Genomic DNA, 20,319 nt, shown 5'->3' with positions numbered 1-20,319 from the left:
GATCACTGCTCCAGCCAATCGGCCAGAATCGGCTCGAGGTTTTCGGCCCATATCCGATAGCCTTTTTCACTCAAGTGCAGGTAGTCGGGCATGATCTCGGGGCTGATGTCGCCGCTTTCCTGGACCAGCTCGTCGCCAATGTAGAGGTAGCGAACCCGATCGTCTTCCAGTTGTGCAATTTGCTCGTTTACCCGAGCGATTTTCTCGCGCAAGGGGTGCTCGGCCGACTCTTTGGCGGGGAAGATACCGTTGAGCAGAATCTGGGCGTTGGGGAATGCGCCCTTGAGGGTGCGAACCACGGCCGTGACGCCCTGAGCCACTTCGTCGGGCTTGTGATCGCTCAGGCCGAAGTTGTTGATGCCGATCAACAGTACCACCACCTGCGGGTCCAACTGGCCGACCGCACCTTTATTCAGGCGCCAGAGCAGGTTTTCGGTCTTATCGCCGCCGATGCCGAAATTCGCCGCCTTGTACTCGCCGAAGTATTCTTCCCAAACGTTCTCGGGCCAGCCTTCCGTGATGGAATCGCCGATAAATAAGAGGTCCACGCCACCGGCGCGGGCGATTTCCACATCCTCTCTGTGCATCCTGTTCCAGCGCTCGATGCTCATCCATTCATACTCTTTGGTGCGGGGGATGGGCGTAATTGCTTCGGGCGGGCGCTCAGCGGCGGGGCGTTGCGCCGGCACGGGATTGGCTTCTGAGCTGGAGGTGGGTGCGGGACTTTCATCGGGCGCACAACCGATAAGGACGGCGCTCAGCGCCAAAACGGAAAAAATGGTTTTTTGCCAGGACATGGGTGACTCCTCTGGGGTCTTGTTCGAGTGTTGGAATTAGCGTTGTGTACCCGGTCATCCCTGCTTTTATGTGTTGTTTTGCTATCTATTGTTCTTTGTGTCGTATTGAGCGTTAACCCATAGTGAGAGCTTCCGCCCCTGGAGTTAAAGTTTGAGGGCCAGGCGCTCGTTGGCCGGCTGCAGGCTTTGCACGCCGGCCAGGTTCAGGGTCAGGTCCAGCAGCTCATCCCAGGGGTTGGCCTGGCGCATGCCCTTGATGGCCCGGTCGATGCCGTTGGCCTTGCGCAGCAGCTGTTGCAACTGGCCGGGTTTGAGGCGGCGCAGGGCCGTTTGAATAAGAGGCTGGCGCTTGTTCCAGATGCCGGCGGCCTGGGCGGCCCGGTCAAAGGCGATGCCCTGGGCCGAGGCCTGAGAAATCTGTACCAGCGCCCGAATGTCCCGGGCCAGGGCCCAGAGCAGGGCAATGGGCTCGGTGCCCTCGACTTTCAAACCCTGCAGGGACTTTACTGCGCCCCGGGCATCCCCGTGAAGGGCTTTGTCCACCAGCCCGAACACGTCGTAACGGGCGCTGTCCGCCACCACCGAGGCCATCAGCTCGGTGGTGATTTCAGTCTCTGTGGTCAGCAATTTGAGCTTTTCGACCTCCTGAGCCGCGGCCAAGAGGTTGCCCTCCACTCGAGAGGCCAGCAGATCAACCGCCGCCGGTTCGGCCCGAAGGCCCGCCGCTTTGAGGCGCTGGGTGATCCAGCGGGGCAGTTGCGCGGGGCCCACCGGCCAGACCTGGAGGTGGACGCCGGCCTCTTCCAGGGTTTTCAGCCACTTGGCCCGCAACACATTCCGGTCGAGCTTGCCGGTGACCACTAGCAGCAAGTTGTCCTCGGAGGGAGCCTGAGCGTATTCCTGAAGGACCTTGCCGCCCTTGTCGCCGGGTTTGGCGGTGGGCAGGCGGACTTCCAGAATCTTGCGCTCGGCGAACAGCGACAGGCTATTGGCGCTGTTGAGCAGTTGGTTCCAGTCAAAGCCCGGGTCCGCATGGTACAGCTCCCGTTCCCCAAAACCGCGTTCGCGTGCGGCGGCTCGAATCTGATCACAGGCCTCCTGAACCAGCAGGGGTTCATCGCCGGTGACCAGATAGATGGGAGAGAGGCGCTTTTTCAGCGACTCCGCCAGTTGCTCAGGGCGCAGTTTCGCCATGGCTGGCCTCGTCGGTCTCAACGGAAGTGGCGGGGTTTGTCTCGTACCCTCCGGCCTGGGCGGCGCTGATGGCGGCCTGGAGCTGGCGCAGAATTTGCTGGGCCAGCTCTTCGCGCATTTCGCTCAACAGCAAAACCTCTTCCTGGGAACTGCTGCCAGCACTGGCGGCACTGGCATTATAGGAGCGGGTAATTGTGCTGGTCAGGCGATTGGCAATGGGCATGCCGCGTTGGTCGAGCACGGCAAACTGGGCGGTGAGCGTCAGCTCATAAGCGCTGGCCAGGGCGTCGGTTCCCAGAGCCGCCACCCGCTTTTCGGTCCGCTCTTGCACAATGTTGAGGGTATAGCGGGCCTCTGACGGACTGTCCGTCAGGGTAATGTCATCGGCCTGCAGTCGGTTGCGCAGCTCCGTGAGCAGGGGGCCGTAGGCATTTTCGCCGGTGATGTGAAGGGTGTCGGTCAGGCTCGACAGGGCCACTGTGCCCCGCAGTTGCCAGCCACAGGCGGTCACCAGGGTCAAAACGGTGAGCAGAATGACGGGCAGTCGATAGGGCATGTGGGCCTCTCCTCAAGCTCGCAAAAACCGGCGGCTGGAAAGCCGCCGGGCTTACTAGTTGGCGACGATGTTAACCAGTTTGTTGGGCACGACGATGATTTTGCGCACCGTCGCGCCTTCGATAAAGCGCTGGACGTTGGGTTGCTCCCGAGCGAGCTGTTCCATGGCCTCCCGCGGGGCGTCCACCGGCGCCTGGATTTTGTCCCGTACCTTGCCGTTTACCTGGACCACCACTTCAATGCTGGACCGGGCCAGGGCGGACTCATCGAGGCTGGGCCAGCGAGCCTCCAGAGGAATGTCGCTGTGGCCCAGCGCGCTCCAGAGCGCCTGGGTGGCGTGGGGTACGATCGGGGCCAACAGCAAAATGGCCGCTTCCAGTGCTTCCCGCTCCACGGCCAGGCCCTCGGGCGTGGCGCGGTCGGCGAGTTTGCCCACATCGTTCATCAACTCCATGACCGCGGCAATGGCGGTGTTAAAGGTCTGACGACGACCGTAGTCATCGTTCACTTTGGCGATGGTTTCGTGGGTCTTGCGGCGCAGGTCTTTTTGGGCGTCCGGCAGCGCCTCGGGCTTCAGTTTGCCCGGGGTTCCGGCTTGCAAATGGGCGTGCACGCTTTTCCATAACCGGCGCAGGAATCGGTGAGCGCCCTCGACACCGGAATCGCTCCATTCCATGCTCTGCTCGGGCGGGGCGGCGAACATGGAGAACAGGCGCACCGTATCCGCGCCGTATTGCTCAATCAGCTCGCCAGGATCCACGGTGTTGCCCTTGGATTTGCTCATTTTGGCGCCGTCCTTCAGTACCATGCCCTGGCACAGCAGGCGCTCGAAGGGCTCGTCACAGCTGACCAAGCCTTCATCGCGCATCAGCTTATGGAAAAAGCGCGCGTACAACAGGTGCAGAATGGCGTGTTCAATGCCGCCCACGTATTGGTCCACCGGCAGCCAGTAGGCGGTGGCCTCCGGGTCCAGCATGCCTTGGTCGTAGTGCGGGCAGGTGTAGCGGGCGTAGTACCAGGAGGACTCCATAAACGTGTCAAAGGTATCGGTTTCCTTTTCCACCGCCTGGCCGTTCAATTCCGCCTTGCGCCATTCCGGGTCGGCCTTCAGCGGCGACTGCACACCGTCCATCACCACATCTTCCGGCAGTAGCACCGGCAGTTTATGGGCCGGTACGGGGATTTCGCCGCCGTCGGGCAGGTTGTACATCGGGATAGGCGCGCCCCAGTAGCGCTGGCGGGAGACACCCCAGTCGCGCAATCGGTAGTTCTTGGTAATGCGGCCCTGGCCGGCCGCCTTCAGTGCCTGGGCGATCACCTCGAAGGCCGCTTTGAAGTCCAACCCATCGTACTCGCCAGAGTTGATCAGCACGCCCTTCTCGGTAAAGGCTTCTTTGCTCAGGTCGCATTCCTCGCCGTTTTTGGGCGCAATGACTTGTTTGATCGGCAACTGATACTTATGGGCGAACTCGTAGTCACGCTGGTCGTGGGCCGGTACGGCCATCACCGCGCCAGAGCCGTATTCCATCAGTACGTAATTGCCCACCCAGACCGGAACCGGCTCGCCGGTAATCGGGTGCAGCGCCTGGATACCGGTATCCATCCCCTTCTTTTCCATATTGGCCATGTCGGCCTCGGAGACCGACTGCTTTTTGCATTCCTCGGCAAAGGCGGCCAGTTCGGGGTTGGACTTGGCCAGGGCTTGGGTCACCGGGTGCTCGGCGGCCAGGCTGACGTAGGTCACGCCCATGAGGGTGTCCGGGCGGGTAGTGTAAACGTCAAAACGGGTGTGCTCGCCCACGGGTTGGGCCAGGTCGAAACGCATTTCGACCCCCTGGCTTTTGCCGATCCAGTTGCGCTGCATGGTTTTGACCTGCTCGGGCCAATGAGGCAGCTTGTCCAGGTCGGTCAGCAGCTGGTCGGCGTAATCGGTGATTTTGATAAACCACTGGGCCAGCTCTCGCCGCTCCACCTGGGTGCCGCAGCGCCAGCAACAGCCTTCCTCCACCTGCTCGTTGGCGAGCACGGTTTGGTCTTCGGGGCACCAGTTGACCGCGGAGTTCTTTTTGTACACCAGGCCTTTTTCGTACAAACGGGTGAAGAACCATTGCTCCCAGCGGTAGTAGTCGGGTTTGCAAGTGGTCACTTCGCGAGACCAGTCGAAGCCAAAACCCAGCTCCTTTAGCTGCTGGCGCATGGCGTCGGTGTTGGAGTAAGTCCACTTGGCCGGTGCGGTTTTGTTCTTAATGGCGGCGTTTTCCGCCGGCAGGCCGAACGCATCCCAGCCCATGGGGTGCAATACGTTCTTCCCTTGCATGCGCTGGTAGCGGGCAATCACATCGGAAATGGTGTAATTGCGCACATGGCCCATATGCAGCTTGCCGCTGGGGTAGGGGAACATGGATAGGCAGTAGAACTTTTCGCGGCTCTTGTCTTCGGTGACGGCAAAGGTCTGGTGCTCGTCCCAGTAGGCTTGTGCCTGGGCTTCGACGTGCGCGGGGTGGTATTGCTCTTCCATTGGGGGTTGGGGCCTGTTTCTGTCTGCGAAGTAAAAGGCGCAATTATAGAGCCTTGGAGCCCATAAAGCGAAGGGCGGCGGCCGCCAAAAGCGCAGAGAAAAAAATCCCGCCCCAGGGGCACACTCACCAGGGCGGGATAAAGCGGGGGACTGCGTCAGGAATTGGGGCTCAGCGGTTGGCCAGAGCCTCGTTGGATCTCAGTGCGTTGTCGACGATGTCCGCCGTCAGCAGCTGGGGCAGCATCCGGCCCTCGCCGCTGTGACCGGCGGGGAACCACAGGTACAGCGGCACGCCGCTGCGGCCATAGGCTTCGAGCAGGGCGGTGATTTCCGGGTCCCGGTTGGTCCAGTCCCCCTTGAGGGTGACCACACCGAGCTCTTCGAATGTGTCGTTGACCCGATCGGTTCCCAGCGCCACTTTTTCATTGGCCATGCAGGTAATACACCAGTCGGCGGTTAAGTTGACGAAAACCGGCGTGCCGCTGGCGCGCAACTCCGCCAGCTTTTCGGCACTGTAGGGTTGCCAGCGATCGTGCTCGGCGGCGGTGGAGAGCATTTGCCAGGGCATCACCACGGCGGTCGCCCAGGCGGCGGCGATGCCGGCCCGGCGCAGGTGACGCGCCCAGCCCCCGGCGGGCCGATTCATCAGCCACAGGGCAAAGGCAATGGCCACGCCCCCCAGGCTGACGACCATGGCGGCGTTCAGGCCGGCTTGGCGCCCGAGCACCCACACCAGCCAGAGAGCGGTAATGTACAGGGGGAAGGCCAATAGTTCTTTGAGGGTTTCCATCCAAGCGCCCGGGCGGGGCAGCCGCCGGGCGAGAGCCGGTAGGTGGCACAAGAGCAGCAGCGGCAGCGCCATACCCAGCCCTAGGGCGGCGAAGACCGTCAGCCCCACCAAGCCGGGCTGGGTCAGGGCAAACCCGAGGGCCGCGCCCATAAACGGCGCCGTGCAGGGGCTGGCCACCACCGCGGCCAACACACCCGTAAAGAAGGAGCCCGAGAGCCCGGAACGCTGGGTAAGTGATTGCCCGGCGCCCATCATGCCGGTGCCGATATTAATCATGCCGGACAGGCTCAAGCCCATAATGAAAAACAGGTAGGCCAACGCCGCCACCAGTAGGGGCGACTGCAACTGAAAGCCCCAGCCAATGGCTTCGCCGCCGGCCCGGGCGAGCATTAAAATACCGGAAAAGGCCAGGAAGCAGACCATAATGCCCGCGGTGTAGGCCCAGCCGTGGCGGGCCATGTGTGAACGGTCTGCCTGGGCGAGACTCATGACCTTGATGGACAGCACGGGAAAGACGCAGGGCATAAGGTTCAGAATCATACCGCCGAGAAGCGCGAAGCCAACGGCCTGTAGCAGCCAAAGCCCCGAAGTCGGGGCTTCGGGCGAGGCGCTCTTCTCGGCTCCGTCGCCTTGCTTGGTGGATTGGCCGGGGGACTGGCTGGCGGCGATCTGACCGCTCGCGGGGTCCACCGTAAAGTGTTCGGTATGGGGCGGGTAACAGAGCCCGGCATCGGCACAGCCTTGAGAGGTGACCGCCAGGTTGAAGGGTTTATCTTCGGCCGGCAGGGCGGCGATCAAGGTGGCGTTGCCGTAGTGCACCACCATGTCTTTTTCAAAGTAGTCATCGTATTTGGTTTTGCCTTCGCTGAACTGGAGCGCGAGAGCCTCACCATTGGCCTTTACTTGAAAACGTTCCTGATAGAGGTAGTACTCGGGTGCAATAGTCCAGCGAAGAATCAGCTGGTCGTCGCTGACTTGCGCATCGAGTTGAAACGCCTCGGTGACTTCCAGAAAGTCGTCACCGCCTTGCGCCAGGGCACCGACGTTGAAAACACACAGAGCCCCTAGAAGGAGTAGGCGAAAAAACAGTGGAACAGGGGTGAAAAACTTCATATCGGTGATCCGTTACTGTGCTGAGGTGGTGAGTATGAGTTGGCGTGTTCCGCTTCAGAAACACCGGTCTCGAGCGAGCCGCCAAGGCGCAGCTCTTGGTCGGTGGTTAAATAGGGTAGCCCTTGCTCGGACAACCAGTCCGGGTCCTCTGGACTCTTCAGCAAGGCAATGGTGGTAAAGGAGCCGGCGATCAGGCAGCGGGCCGCCACCACGCTGACCGAAGCAAACGCGGGGTGAAGGCTGCGCCCGGTGCTCGGATGCAGTAGGTGGCAATAGCGGGTACCGTTGACCACCATGTACCGCTCGTAATCGCCACTGGTGGCAATCGCTCCCCGGGCCAGAGGAATACGAGCGATGGCCGCGTCCGGCTCGCGGGGGTGCTGAATGCCCACTTGCCATGGGGTGCCGTCGGGGTGGGGGCCAATCACGTGAATGTCTCCACCGAGATTAACCATCCCATTTTCAATGCCGGCCGCGCGGCATAAATCCGCTACGCAGTCAGCAGTGTACTCTTTCACGTAGCCGCCAAAGTCCAGCTCCATTCCCGCCTGAGGTAAACGAACAAAGGGGGATTTCCACTCGACCTTGGCCCATCCGATCAAAGGCACCAGCGCGGCAATCTGCTCCTCGCTTGGCAGTTGTTCGGCTTTAAAATCCCAGGCTTTGCGCAGCACCCCGGAGGTGATATCAAACAAGCCGTCGCTTTGCTCAAACAGGGTGGCCGCATAGTCCAGCAATGCTGCGGTTTCCGCGTCCACCTCGACCGCCTTGCCCGTGCCCGCCGCGGCGTTGATGCGGGAGGTGACACTGTCGGAGCGGTAGCGGCTGTATTTGGCTTCCAGTGCCCGTACGCGCTCAACCGCCCGGGCGGCCACCGCCTTGGCGGTGGCTTCCGGGCCGTACAGCTGAACCTCGCAGCGGCTGCCCATGGCGTTAAAGGCGGCGCGGTGGAGTGGGGGCTTGGCGTTATTCGAAGGCATAACCCAGTCCGAGGGAGATCAGGTCGTATTCGAGTAAACCGGGGTGATCCCCAGAGGCCTTGTAATTCTCATAGGACAGGTCGACACGAAACGCGGAAAAGGTTTTTGACAGTTTCAGCTGCCCACTGACGGCGGAAAAATCCGAAAGTCGATAGTCGCTGGAGTAAAATCCGTCGGTTCGTGTGGTCTCGTAGAAAGGACGGTAAAAAGCGGCGGCACTCTGGTCGTAATAGCGCAGCGTCGGGGTCAGCTGCCAGTCATTCCCCAGGTTTTGGTACCAACTCAGTTCCAGCGTGTGGGAATCGATTTCCCAATTGTTGGTGTAGTATCGATAGTCGGCATGCAGTGCGCCCCCCGGGCCTTCAAAGAACTGGCGCAGGGACAGGTTCAGGTTAATCTGTTCCTGCTGACCGGGCCGGGAGTCGCGCACCGTGCTGCCGGCCACAAACGCTCGTTTGTAGGGATCGGAAAGGTAACCATCGAGCATCGCAAAGCCCACCGTCGCACTGAGCAACGTGGTTTTGGTGGCCACCTGGGTAAGGCCCACCATGGCGGCCGCGCGTTTTTTCGTTTCGTGCTCGGGACGGTCAAAGGATTTGGCATCGCTCGGGTCAATATAGTCGAACGAGGTATTGGCGCCATAACTGAGAGTCGTCAGGTTTTGGTTGAGCCGCCAAGCGCCGGAAAAACCAAAGCTTACCGATTCATAGTCGTTTTCCGATGAATAACCGCCGGAGAGGGTCACTTCCGAGTTGCTGTTGTAGCTTCGAAAGTCCACGCCCAGTTCCGTGCGTTCTTCGGAAATGGTGGCCCCACTCATAACTTGCAGCGCCTCGCCGTCGGCTCCGGGGGCCACGTACCACGGGGAGGCCCCGCTCATGGTTTCCCGTATGACCGAGGTGGTGAGCTCGGTGTCGGTGGAGACCGGAGCTTTGAACTTCAGGTGGCTGACGTCAATGGTATAGCGCTCCGGGCTACCCAGCCCCAGCTGGTCCGCCGCGATGGGCGCTTCCTTGTAATTCGACTGCTTAAAACCCAGGGTGAATTTCTGGTCGGGCGGGTCGGCCTTGGCCGGTTCGCTCGCCATGGGAAGGGCCAGTGCCGCAGCCGTCAGTGCCAACAGCGTTGAAGATCGTTTATCGTTCATCGGGCACCTCAATTACAGCCGCAGCCGCCGCCGGAGCCAGAGGCCACCGAAGACGACGCTTCTTTACTGTGATGAATATGATTGCGCAAGGTACTGGCCATGGGGTCGGTCGTCAGCCCCATTTCCGGGCGGGCCAAGTGGCCCCGCTCCCAGGGTTGCACTTGGGTGCAGGCCAACAGTTGAACGGCCAATAACAACACCCCACTGCGTAGTAACAGCTTCACGGTGACTACTCCTTCGTCAATTGGTTAATGGCCGCTTCAATGGCCGCCGCGTCTTTCTCGTTAAAGCCAACCACTACGTGATGGACGGTGCCGTCGCGGTCGAGCAGGAACGCGCTGGGCATGCCCTTGAGTTGATACTCTCCGGCGACCTTACCTTCGGGGTCCCAGGCAATCGGGAAAGATACGGGGTGCTCATCGAGAAACTTGTGGGCATCGGCTTCTTGTTCATCGAGGTTGATGGCAATGACTTCAAAGCCCTGCTCGCCATATTTCTGATGCAGGGCCTCCAGTTTGGGAAAGGAGCGCCGACATGGGCCGCACCAGGAAGCCCAAAAGTCCACGTACACCACTTTGCCTTGGTATTGCTCCAGTGCAATAGCTTGGCCCTCGGCGGCGTTTTCGATGCCGGGCAGGGAAAAGGGCGGGGCGTCCTCGCCCGTCTCCAGTGCCTGGGTGGAGGCGGCCAGGAACAGACCGAAAACCATGGTGGTCAGTGATTGAGAGAATCGTTTCATTGTGGTGTCCTTTTTGTTTCCTTTAAGTGGGTATCGCAATTAGCTCAGAATGTCGTCGGCCGGGCTATCGCTGTAGGCGGGAATTACGCCATAAACGCCCATATATTCTGCGGCGGTATCGAGCAATTGGTGATGGTTGTCAACGCCAACTACCCGGCCGCGCCTGACGGCGGAGCCGCCGCCGGCCATCATGAACGGGGCGTCGGAGCCGCTGTGGGCGTCGCCGTTGCCCATGTCGGTTACCTGAACCACGAGGGTGCTGTCGATCAGCTTTCCCCCCTCCGGGGCGTCGGTGGCGGCTAAGCGCTGAATCAGGTGGCTGACGCGCTCGGAGAAGTAGGCACGGTACCGCGCGTACCAGGCTTCGTCACCGCTGTGGATGGACCCGTGGTAGTCGCCCTCAAGGTTGTTCACGCTAAAGTCCGCTTGGTTCGTGCCCATTTGCAAGGTCGCCACGCGGGTAATGTTGCAACTCAGAGCCAGTACCAGGTTTTCTGTTTGCAGAGCGAACTGCTCGGTAAAGGCATCATCGGTCATAACCTCTGACAGCCCGTCGGGGTTGAATGTGGGGTTCAGACAGCCGGCCGGGGCCGCATTGGAAGCGGCATTTTCGATATCGGTGTTGAGCTTGGCGATGCCCTCTTGGTGTTGTTCCAGGCGCTCGCGTTCATACTGGCCCAGACGGTTCTGAATGCTCTCCAGCGCCAGGCGGTTGATTTCCAGCAACTTCTTTTCCCGGCGCTCACCAATGGGGCTGGTATCCACCGTCCCACCGAACAACCGGTCGAATGCCGAGCGCGGGTTGTCCTGAAAGTCGGTCGCGCCGGAGTAACCCCGGGCTGAAATCGGGTCCACGCCGCGGGAGCGAACGCCCAGGCGCAAGGAGGCCACGGGAGAGGTGGCCCCCACCACGCCTTCCAGCGCGAGGTCCAACGTGCCCTTTACGCCGGGGGCGAACGCGCCGAGCACTCGCTGGCTCAGGCCGTGGCCACCGCCGCCCACGATGTCCGTGTCCCGAAAGAACACACATTGGTCTTTAACCGACTCCAGTGGAGCGGAGCAGCGCTGCAAGGTCAGGTCGTCACTGGGGAGGAACGAGTGCGACGCGCCCCCCGGCGTGCCATCGGGAATGTAGACAAAAATAACCCGGCGCGTCTGGGCCCCTTGCGCCTGTGCCTGTCGTCCGAGCAAAAGCCCGGCGCCCAATGAACTGGCCTGTAACGCCGACAGCGAAATGCCGGTGGAGCCGAGAAACTTCAGAAAGCGCCGGCGGCTTTGCAGTGCGTATTGCTTATCGTGTTCCATAATAATTCCTCTCTGGTTCTGTCGGCTCGCTATCGGTTGACGTTCTTGCGGTAGCGCACGCTGTCCATGCCGCCGATGGCTTTGAGGAGTGCGCGAGTGCTGTTGTCACTTTCGGTCATGATTTGGTCGAGTTGCTGGGCTTCGCAGCTGTAGCTGGAACGCTCCTCGCTCGAAAGCGTGATGCTCGGAATGGCATAGTCGAAATGCTTGGAGCCGGTACCCAGAGCGAGACGGAACATGTTGTCGATGAAGCATTGCCGGGTAACGTCGAGTCCGGCAATGGCATGAGCGAACTCCTTGGCGCCCTCGAAAGAAATCTCCCGACCGTCATTGACGCTGGTCACCCCGTGGAGCACACCGTCGAACTCAACAATCAGGTTGTTGTAGTCCACGGTCTGGGGCATGCCGACCGCGTCGAAGTCTTCAAAGCCGCCACCGAGGGGGTTGATCATCTCTTCGTGGCAGGTCTGGCAAAGCGGCGCCGAGGTTTGGAACTCGTACTTCTTGCGGCTGGTGGCGAGACCGCCGTTGGCTTCAAGGTACGCCTCCCAAGCGGCGATCTGCTCTTCGCGTACCGCATCCACGTCTTCACCGCTAAGGGATATACCGGTCGGTGGCGCGGGCACATCGTGGCAGAGGAAAGCGCGCCGGGCGTAGGTAGAGCGCAGGATCGGGGCGGTTTCCCTTTCGTGGGCGTTGACCGTCAGAAAGGCGCCGGAAGTGACCAACCCGGCACGGCTGCCCACGCCCGTCACTTTCTGCAGCTGATCGCCGCTGACGCCGCTCAAGCCGTAGAAGGCCGCCAAGGCGTTGTTCACGAAGGTGAAGTCGCCGTCGTACAGCGCCGTGAAGGGCTCGCCCTCGTCCAGCACCACGTGGTTGAAGATGGCGCGCACCTCTTGCACCATGGCTTCGCGCACCTCGGTGGTGAATTGCGGGTAGAGCTCCGGGTCCTTAATTTGGTCTATTACCCGGTCAGCACGCAGCCACTGCGCGGCGAAGTCACCAAACTTTTCCCGTGCCTGGGGCGTATCAAGCAAGCGCTCCACTTGGGCTTCGATCTGTGCCCGGTTGGACAACTCGCCGCTGCGGGCGGCTTGCAGCAGTTCCAGGTCAGGGGTGCTGCCGGTGAACGTGAAGGCCAGGAATGAGGCCAGCTCGTAGGGGGTGAGCACGTAGGCATCGGAATCCAGCGGGGCCGCGGGCAGCTCGGGTTCCACCAGCCGAACGCCGGAGGCTTGGAAACGACTGACGATCAGGTCGTGACCGCCCTCATACTCTCTGTCGGCACCCACTTGTTGATTGGCAACGGCGGTGTAATGCTGGCCGGTGAGCGCTTCCACCCGGAACCGGTAAGTTTTGTCGTAGCTGTGATCCACCAGCACCGTGGCGATTTCCTGCTCGTTGGTACCGATGCGCATGGTCGGCCAGAGTCCTTGTTCGCCTTGGGTGCCTCGTACCACCACTTCGAGCAGGTTATCTCCGGTGTACTGAATGCCGTGACCGCTTTGACCGTAAATGGTAATGGTCTCCGGTGCGGTGTCGTCGATAAACGTGGTGACCTCTCCCGCCGGCTCGTATTGCGGCTCGGTATTGCCGTTTTCGAGATCGTTGACGGAGATGCCGGTTTCGCTGCGGTACAGGAAGTTGGGCGAAGTCAGCATGGTGCGAATGGCCAGCTTCAAGCCTTCCTTCACGTCACCCCCGGTGTATTCAGCGGTGAACATCTCCTGGAAGGCGATACGTTCGCTATCGGTTAGCGGGCGACGGAAGACGCGGAAGCCGAAATCATCCACTAAGTTCGCACCGCATTGTGCGGCTTCCATGCCGGAGCAGTCGATGACACCTTCAAAATCCCGCTCGGCGAGGAAGTCGGCAATGCGAGAGGCCACCAGGCTGTAGGATTGCAGTGAGCCGCTCTCGATGCTGGCCATGACGTTGTTCGAAAAACCGTTGACTTTGTTGTCGGCCGGGAGTGCGTCGTAAACACTGCGTCCCAGGTCGGAGCGCACGTCGACACCGGTCAGATCTCGAACCGAATTGACATACTCCTGCTGGGTAAGCACCCGAATGGTCCGAGGGCCGTAGGCCACATCACAGTCGCTCGGCAGGCCGGTGGAAGGCTGGCTGCTGGAGGCGCTGCTGCTGTTGCCCTGTGTGCTGGATTGACTGCTGGCGCTGGACTGAGCTGCGGAAGAGGCGCTGCTCGCCATGCTTGAGGCGCCGCCGGCACTCGATACGCTGTGGGCACTCGATGCGCTGCCGGCACTGGAAACGCTGGCGGCGCTTGACGTACTGGAAGCGGCACTCGAACTCGGGTTGCCGGGTATGCTTGCGCTGCTGGCGGAGGAGGCGCCGCTGCTGTCCGTCCAGCTGCGAATATAGGCCGCGACGTCTTCGGCGCAGCTACCGGTACAGGCGTTGGCGCCGCCTTCGGGCATCCAGTCGGCAATGTATTGGGCCAGGGGCTGGGGATTGTCGCCGGAGGAGTGCCAGTACTCCTCTTTGGCGGCGTCCAGGAAGAAAAACCCGTTGCCGCTTTCGCCGTGACAGTTTGTACAGCTGTCAATGTAATGGGTTCTGCCGGCCGCAACGTTGCCCACGGGTGCCGAGCTTGAGGAGCTGGCCTCGCTGCTACTTGAAGAGCGGGCTTCGCTGCTAGAAGAGTGAGCGGTGTCAGAAGACTGTTGCGAGCTCTGCGAACTACTATTGCCTAGCGAGCTGCTGCTACTGCTTTGAGAGCGGCTATTGCTCTGAGCGCTACTGGCACCCTGAGAACTACTGTTGCCCTGAGAACTACTTTGGCTCTGAGCGCTGCTGCGGTTTTGGGTGCTACTAGTGGCTTGAGAGCTGCTGGCATCGGCTTGAGAGCTGCTGGCAGCCTCTGCGCTGCTGGAATTTTGTGAAGGCGCGCTGCTGGAGGGCTGAGCCACCGAACTTGCAGAGCTGCTTGGGGGTGTGGCCGGTTCGCTTGTGGCGGTGCTGGAGGATTGCTGAGGCGGCGGAGCGATAACACTGCTGGCGCTACTACTCTCAGAAGAAGCGTTGTGGGCGGACGAGGCGCTACTGGCGTCGCTGGATTGCTCTCCCCCCGAGGTGGGCTCGGGAAAACCGCCCTGAATATAGTGTGCCAACAACGTCGAACACTCATGGCCACACTGGGCCGGTTCGGCCAACGGCATGGTGTCTTCAATACGGCGCGTCAATACCGTGGTGTTGTCGCAAGTGCTGCAGGTTCTCAGCTCACCGCCCATTCCACCGGTACCGGAATCACCGTGACAACTCGCGCATTGCGTTTGGTACAGATGAGCCGCCGCCTCTACATCATAAGTCGGTACGGCGACCGGAGGTTCACCCTGCTCACTGGAGGATTGGTTGCCGGAATCTCCTGGGCCAGAGCTATCGGTAGGCGGAGCGCTCGTGCCGGGCTCACTGGACTGTCCTTCGGAGCTTTGTTCTCCGCCCCCCGAATTCGGTTCGGTTGGTTGATCGTTGAACTCGGGGTCGCCGCCGCCACAGGCGGCCAGCCCCAAAACAAAGGCGAGGGTGAGTAGAGGCTTTGACAGTAATCGAGTAGCTGACGATGACGGTTCAGGCAAACTGGTCATAGTTCCTTCCGCTTAGTCTTGTGAAAGACAGTGTGTTTAGGCCCTTTGAAACCAACGGGCTTGGGCTTTTCAGTGACCCGGCGGCACAGCGACGAAGATGCACCGGGCACCAAGCCTTTCGGTTCATCTATGCCGGCGTAGGTACGTCGGTTCATTCGTGTGGTACGCACCGCTGCGGGGCAGCGGAAAGCATTTTTGAATATGGGGCAGGCGACAGGCGGTGTAATAAAATTGACAATATATAGTTTTAGTTCCGCCGAAACTCCTTGAGCGTCAGCTTGCTGGCGCTCTCCCAAGTGGCGCCATACTATACAAAGCGGCCGCGGGTTTGATGGAACCGGTTCACACCAAAGGGGCGGTTTGGTTGGCAAAGTGGGGATAAACCCTACTTTTTTTGGGTTTTTGTGGAGGAGGTCACACGCGCCAAACTTCCTAATGCAGGGTAGTGATGGCTTAATGCTTTTGTGGTATGGCGAGACGCTTTTGTCGGTAAGACTGGGGGCAATGGGAGTGTGATGTTACTGGTAGCACTGTGTGGACGTTTTGCACCAAACTGATCAGGGTGCCCGGCTGGGCGCGCGGCGACGGTGCGACGCGCAGGGCCAGAGGCCCGGTATGGTATGCTCGGCGTTGCCATGGTGGCTCTAAAAAAGGGGGCTGCCAGCAAAGAATGCCTAATTTTAGATTTTTAGATAAAGACCTAATATAAATAGAGAATGGTGTCGTGAGGATAAGGTAGCGATGACAGAGCTCTGTTTAAGGACCTAAACGTTCGGATTCACCCGAGAGATTTCTATGATGCGAACCCGCGCCTCGATGAGTTTTGTTAAGCGAAGTGCCGTAATGGCCCTGATTGCGGCTGTTATGATGGGTTGTGGAACACAACCGCAAAGCGCACCGCGACAAGGCAAGCCGATGCTCTTCCTCGCGGGGGACTCCACTATGGCGGATCAGCCCCAAGACAAATACCCGGAGCACGGCTGGGGCCAAGTGCTGCCTGAATACCTGAATGACGGGATAGAGATCGAAAATCATGCCAGAAACGGCCGCAGCACCAAAAGTTTTATCGACGAAGGCCGCTGGCAGGTCGTGCTCGATGGGGTGGACGAGGGCGATTTTGTGGTCATCGGCTTCGGGCACAATGACCAGAAGGACTACGACGAGACCCGTTATGCTGCCCCTTGGTCCGACTACCGTCGCAACCTGGAACGGATGGTCGAAGAGGTCCGCCAGCGGGGCGGCGAACCGATTCTGGTCACCGCCATCCGCCGGCGAGCGTTTGATGAAAACGGCCGCCCCGAAGCCACCCTGGGCGACTACCCCGAGGCCACGCGAGCCGTGGCTCACGAGCACCAGGTGCCCCTGGTGGACCTGAACGTAATGACCCGCCAGATGCTGGTGGAAGCCGGTGCGGAGGGCTCAGCCGACATCTATATGCAGATACCGCCAGGGGAGTATGCCAACCTGCCCGACGGAAAGGATGACAACACCCACCTGCAGCGGGCGGGCGCGCTGCGCGTTGCCGCCTTGTTCGTGGAAAGCGTCAAGCGCCAAGGGCTACCCCTGGCGCGCTACCTCAAAACCGCCCCCTTGGAGTAACCCCGCGCCCCGGAAAAGCGGCCAAACTGGCTTGCCTTCCGGGGCGGCTTCGCTTACAATCGCCGCCCCTTGAGGCCCTCCCATGCCGTGGGCCCGGAGAAAACCCTACGACGCAAGCCCCGGAAAGCGCCCCGACGCTGCTTCGTGTCGTCCAAACAGAGTATTTGGAGCAACTATGTACGCAATTTTTGAAAGTGGTGGCAAACAGCACCGCGTCGTGGAAGGGGAAACCCTGAAGCTGGAAAAAATCGAAGTGGCCACCGGTGAGAAGATCGAGTTCGATAAGGTTTACCTGGTCGCCAATGGCAAAGACGTTAAAGTGGGTGCACCCATTGTTGACGGCGCCAAAGTCACTGCCGAGGTTGTCAATCACGGCCGTGGCGATAAAGTGAAGATCATCAAGTTCCGTCGCCGCAAGCACTCGATGAAGCGCCAGGGGCACCGTCAGTGGTTCACTGAAGTGAAAATCACTGGAATTACAGGTTAAGAGGAGTTTAGACAATGGCTCACAAAAAAGCTGGTGGTAGCACGCGCAATGGGCGCGATTCCGAAAGTAAACGCCTTGGCGTTAAAGTTTATGGCGGTCAAGCTATTCCGGCTGGCGGCATTATTGTTCGTCAGCGCGGCACTCAGTTCCACCCCGGTGTGAATGTGGGTATTGGCAAGGACCACACCTTGTTCGCCAAGGCTGAAGGCCGAGTGAAGTTTGAGACCAAAGGTGCGAAGAACCGCAGGTTCGTCAGCGTCGAAAACGCGTAAGACGTACGACTAAGCGGTTTTCCGGCTCTTTGAGGCGGAAACACACTTCGGAAAAGCCCTGTCGAACTGTCGATGGGGCTTTTTTGTTGTTCTGAGCTAAGTTTTAGAAGGTCGGGTTGGGTGCGGGTCCTTGGCGGGGTATACCCTTGCAAGACACGCCGTGAACCCATCCCTGGGGGCTCGAATCGCGGGTCCCCCGCTCCACGGTCTTGCAAGGGTATACCCCGCCAAGGCCCTCACGTTGGGGAGTGCACCGCCTTCCAGGCCGGACTTAAATACTGGCACCCTAATATATTGGCACCTTGGTTAGCTAGATAGATTCTGTCGGGAGTAATGAAGTGAAATTTGTAGACGAAGCGCCCATTCACGTCGAAGCGGGCAAAGGTGGCAATGGCTGCCTCAGCTTCCGGCGGGAAAAATTTATCGCCAAAGGCGGCCCCGATGGAGGTGACGGCGGGGACGGCGGGAGTGTATACCTCGTCGCCGACGAAAGCCTCAACACCCTCATCGACTACCGCTTCCAGCCTCGGTACCGCGCCCAAAACGGCGAAAAAGGCGGGAGCAAAAACTGCACCGGCAGCAAAGGCGAAGACCTACTGCTGCCCGTCCCCGTAGGCACCACCGTCATCGACACCGACACCGGCGAACAGCTCGGCGACCTTACCGACATCGGCCAGCGCCTCAAAGTCGCCCAAGGCGGCTTCCACGGGCTGGGTAATACCCGCTTCAAATCCAGCGTCAACCGCGCCCCCCGCCAGACCAGCAACGGCAGCGAAGGAGAAATGCGCAACCTTAAACTGGAACTGAAAGTCCTGGCCGACGTCGGCCTACTCGGTATGCCCAACGCCGGTAAATCCAGCTTCATTCGAGCCATCAGCGCCGCCAAACCCAAAGTAGCCGACTACCCCTTCACCACCCTGGTGCCCAACCTGGGCGTGGTCAAAGTCCAAAAGCATCGCAGCTTCGTCGTCGCCGACATCCCCGGCCTGATCGAAGGCGCGGCGGACGGCGCCGGACTGGGTATCCGCTTTCTCAAGCATCTAACCCGCTGCCGGCTTTTGCTCCACATCGTCGACATGGCACCGCCGGACGGCTCCGATCCGATGGAACAGATTCGCACCATCACCAAAGAGCTGGAAAGTTTTAGTCCGACCCTCGCCAAGCGGGAGCGTTGGTTGCTGCTTAATAAAATCGACCTACTGCCGGCGGCCGATGCCGAAGAGCACTGCCAGGCGCTGATCGACAAGCTTGACTGGGACGGGCCGGTGTATCGGATCTCCGCCTTGGAGCGGACCGGAACCGAGCCGTTGTGCGGCCAAATAATGACGCACCTGGAAGCTATCTGGGAGAGCGAGGCCGACAGTGAAGAAGCCCGGGAACGCGAATTCCAATTTCAGGCGGATATGGCGGCGGAAGTGCGCGAGCGCATTGAAGAGCTTCGCCTGCGTCGCCGAGCTGAGCGCAAGGGCGATGATGACGACGACTTTGATGACGACGATTACGATGTCGAAGTAGAATACGTCCGATAATCGCGCGCGGATAGGCCGGAGGCGAATCCGCCGCGAGGGTCAGTGACCCAGTACCAACCACCACCAGCGGAACAGGGCAGCATGACAGACAGAAGTTCGGTAACCACCACCCGGCGTTGGGTCGTTAAGATCGGCAGTTCCCTGCTGACCAACGACGGGCGCGGCCTCGATGTGGCGGCCATCAATGAATGGGTGGCGCAGATGGCCGAGCTGCGCAAGGCAGGCATCGAGCTGGTGCTGGTTTCCTCCGGCGCGGTGGCCGCCGGGTTAACCCGTCTGGGCTGGCAAGGTCGGCCCACCGCCGTGCATCAATTGCAAGCCGCTGCGGCCGTGGGTCAAATGGTACTGGTGCAGACCTACGAAACCGCATTCCAGGCGTTCCACCTGCACACCGCCCAGGTGCTGCTGGACCACGATGACCTGTCCTCCCGGCAACGCTACCTCAACGCCCGTTCAACCCTGCGTACGCTGCTGGACCTGGGCGTGGTACCGGTGGTGAATGAAAACGATACAGTGGTGACCGACGAAATTCGCTTCGGCGACAACGACACTCTGGGTGCCTTGGTAGCGAACCTGATTGAGGCCGAGCTGTTGGTTATTCTGACCGACCAGGCCGGCATGTTCGACAGCGACCCCCGGTCCAACCCCGAGGCCAAACTGTTGCCGGAACTTTCCGCCGATGACTCGTCCCTGGAAGCCATGGCCGGGGGCGGTGGTGCTCTGGGCCGGGGCGGAATGCTGACCAAGGTGCGCGCGGCCCGAGTGGCGGCACGCTCCGGGGCGGACACCTTGATTCTTGGGGGACGTACCGAGCGGGCCTTGCTTCGTGCCCGAGCCGGCGAGCCGCTCGGGACATTGCTCAAGGCCTCCCAAGAGCCCCAGGCGGCGCGCAAGCGCTGGATCGCCGGACAACTGCAGACCCGGGGTACGCTAGTGCTGGATGAGGGCGCCGTGCGCGTACTGAAAAACAGTGGCCGAAGCTTGTTGCCGGTGGGGGTAAAAGCGGTGAAGGGGCGATTTACCCGTGGTGATATGGTGGTTTGTACCACCGCTACCGGTGAAGAGGTCGCCCGCGGACTGGTGAACTATAGCGCGGAGGAAGCGCGAAAAATCATCGGGCGTCCCAGCAGTGAAATTCTCGAGCAATTGGGCTACAAAGACGATGACGAATTGGTGCATCGGGACAATTTAGTGTTAATGGACGGCTAAGGAAGTGCCATGAAGAGTTGGAAGTGGGTTCGTCGACTGGTCAATTTCTGGCCGCCGCTGTTTTTTACCGGCATTAAAGCCACGCACATCAGCTCGGACTTTCGTCGTATAGAAGTGGTCCTGAAGCTGCGGTTTTACAATAAAAATTATTTGGGAACCCAGTTCGGTGGCAGCCTGTTCGCCATGACCGACCCTTGGTACATGCTGATGTTGGTGTACAACCTGGGGCCGGACTATTTCGTTTGGGATAAAAGTGCCCACATCGACTTTATCGCCCCGGGGCGCAATGCGGTAAAAGCGGTTTTTGTGCTGGATGAAGCCACGCTCGAGCGCATTCGTGCCCATACGGCGGACGGTAAAAAGTATCTGCCGAATTTCGCCATTGATGTGGTCGATGAGCATGGTCACCTGATCGCTCGGGTGCACCGGACCTTGTACGTCCGGGCGAAACCTCACAAACGAGCCGCCGGATAGCAC

General features: G+C 60.3%; 17 protein-coding genes. 6 read left to right on the top strand and 11 right to left on the bottom strand.

Going from position 1 to position 20,319, the window contains the following annotated elements; all coding sequences use genetic code 11:
* Positions 1 to 2: 2 nt before the first annotated feature.
* The 11 genes from AAE514_RS07375 to AAE514_RS07325 all read right to left on the bottom strand — a co-directional run bounded on the left by AAE514_RS07375 (position 3) and on the right by AAE514_RS07325 (position 14,746).
* The gene (locus AAE514_RS07375; protein ID WP_347330887.1) at positions 3 to 797 is read right to left on the bottom strand and encodes a GDSL-type esterase/lipase family protein; all 795 of its coding nucleotides are present in this window, start codon (positions 795 to 797) and stop codon (positions 3 to 5) included.
* 144 nt (positions 798 to 941) lie between these two features.
* The gene (holA, locus tag AAE514_RS07370) at positions 942 to 1,991 is read right to left on the bottom strand and encodes a DNA polymerase III subunit delta (RefSeq protein ID WP_347330886.1); all 1,050 of its coding nucleotides are present in this window, start codon (positions 1,989 to 1,991) and stop codon (positions 942 to 944) included.
* Positions 1,972 to 2,547, bottom strand: coding sequence for an LPS-assembly lipoprotein LptE (locus AAE514_RS07365; RefSeq protein ID WP_347330885.1), 576 nt, complete (start codon positions 2,545 to 2,547; stop codon positions 1,972 to 1,974). Before AAE514_RS07365 ends, holA begins: the two co-directional genes overlap by 20 nt.
* A 54-nt stretch (positions 2,548 to 2,601) precedes the next feature.
* Positions 2,602 to 5,064 (bottom strand): leucine--tRNA ligase, encoded by a 2,463-nt coding sequence (gene leuS, locus AAE514_RS07360; protein WP_347330884.1) that lies wholly within the window; start codon positions 5,062 to 5,064, stop codon positions 2,602 to 2,604.
* Between the two features lie 169 nt (positions 5,065 to 5,233).
* Positions 5,234 to 6,967 carry a protein-disulfide reductase DsbD family protein gene (locus AAE514_RS07355; RefSeq protein WP_347330883.1) on the bottom strand — a complete coding sequence of 578 codons (1,734 nt, stop codon included), beginning with the start codon at positions 6,965 to 6,967 and terminating at the stop codon, positions 5,234 to 5,236.
* Positions 6,964 to 7,947, bottom strand: a complete 984-nt coding sequence (locus tag AAE514_RS07350; RefSeq protein ID WP_347330882.1) for an FAD:protein FMN transferase — start codon at positions 7,945 to 7,947, stop codon at positions 6,964 to 6,966. Before AAE514_RS07350 ends, AAE514_RS07355 begins: the two co-directional genes overlap by 4 nt.
* Entirely contained in the window at positions 7,934 to 9,094 is a 1,161-nt protein-coding gene (locus AAE514_RS07345) for a DUF3570 domain-containing protein (protein ID WP_347330881.1), read from the bottom strand. The genes AAE514_RS07350 and AAE514_RS07345 overlap by 14 nt, the downstream gene beginning before the upstream one ends.
* 8 nt (positions 9,095 to 9,102) lie before the next feature.
* A complete protein-coding gene (locus AAE514_RS07340; RefSeq protein WP_347330880.1) occupies positions 9,103 to 9,318 on the bottom strand; it encodes a DUF4266 domain-containing protein in 216 nt (71 codons plus the stop codon).
* A 5-nt stretch (positions 9,319 to 9,323) separates the two neighbouring features.
* The gene (locus tag AAE514_RS07335; protein WP_347330879.1) at positions 9,324 to 9,833 is read right to left on the bottom strand and encodes a TlpA family protein disulfide reductase; all 510 of its coding nucleotides are present in this window, start codon (positions 9,831 to 9,833) and stop codon (positions 9,324 to 9,326) included.
* Between the two features lie 39 nt (positions 9,834 to 9,872).
* Positions 9,873 to 11,138 carry a DUF1552 domain-containing protein gene (locus AAE514_RS07330; protein ID WP_347330878.1) on the bottom strand — a complete coding sequence of 422 codons (1,266 nt, stop codon included), beginning with the start codon at positions 11,136 to 11,138 and terminating at the stop codon, positions 9,873 to 9,875.
* Positions 11,139 to 11,167: 29 nt separating this feature from the next.
* A complete protein-coding gene (locus AAE514_RS07325; RefSeq protein ID WP_347330877.1) occupies positions 11,168 to 14,746 on the bottom strand; it encodes a DUF1592 domain-containing protein in 3,579 nt (1,192 codons plus the stop codon).
* 795 nt (positions 14,747 to 15,541) lie between these two features.
* Between AAE514_RS07325 and AAE514_RS07320 the strand changes: the two genes are divergently transcribed.
* From AAE514_RS07320 to AAE514_RS07295, 6 genes are all read left to right on the top strand, one after another.
* Positions 15,542 to 16,345, top strand: a complete 804-nt coding sequence (locus AAE514_RS07320; protein ID WP_347330876.1) for a rhamnogalacturonan acetylesterase — start codon at positions 15,542 to 15,544, stop codon at positions 16,343 to 16,345.
* A gap of 175 nt (positions 16,346 to 16,520) precedes the next feature.
* A complete protein-coding gene (gene rplU, locus AAE514_RS07315) occupies positions 16,521 to 16,832 on the top strand; it encodes a 50S ribosomal protein L21 (RefSeq protein WP_347330875.1) in 312 nt (103 codons plus the stop codon).
* A 14-nt stretch (positions 16,833 to 16,846) separates the two neighbouring features.
* Positions 16,847 to 17,104, top strand: a complete 258-nt coding sequence (gene rpmA / locus AAE514_RS07310; protein WP_347330874.1) for a 50S ribosomal protein L27 — start codon at positions 16,847 to 16,849, stop codon at positions 17,102 to 17,104.
* Positions 17,105 to 17,442: 338 nt separating this feature from the next.
* Positions 17,443 to 18,633 (top strand): Obg family GTPase CgtA, encoded by a 1,191-nt coding sequence (cgtA, locus tag AAE514_RS07305; RefSeq protein ID WP_347330873.1) that lies wholly within the window; start codon positions 17,443 to 17,445, stop codon positions 18,631 to 18,633.
* Between the two features lie 81 nt (positions 18,634 to 18,714).
* A complete protein-coding gene (proB, locus tag AAE514_RS07300) occupies positions 18,715 to 19,842 on the top strand; it encodes a glutamate 5-kinase (protein ID WP_347330872.1) in 1,128 nt (375 codons plus the stop codon).
* A 9-nt stretch (positions 19,843 to 19,851) separates the two neighbouring features.
* Positions 19,852 to 20,316 carry a DUF4442 domain-containing protein gene (locus AAE514_RS07295; RefSeq protein ID WP_347330871.1) on the top strand — a complete coding sequence of 155 codons (465 nt, stop codon included), beginning with the start codon at positions 19,852 to 19,854 and terminating at the stop codon, positions 20,314 to 20,316.
* The last annotated feature ends 3 nt before the right edge of the window (positions 20,317 to 20,319 follow it).

The organism is Marinimicrobium locisalis (genome assembly GCF_039822625.1).
In the GTDB taxonomy this organism is placed as follows: Bacteria; Pseudomonadota; Gammaproteobacteria; order Pseudomonadales; family Cellvibrionaceae; genus Marinimicrobium; species Marinimicrobium locisalis.
The sequence above is the reverse complement of the archived record's forward strand: the minus strand, read 5'-3'. Positions and strand labels throughout refer to the sequence as shown.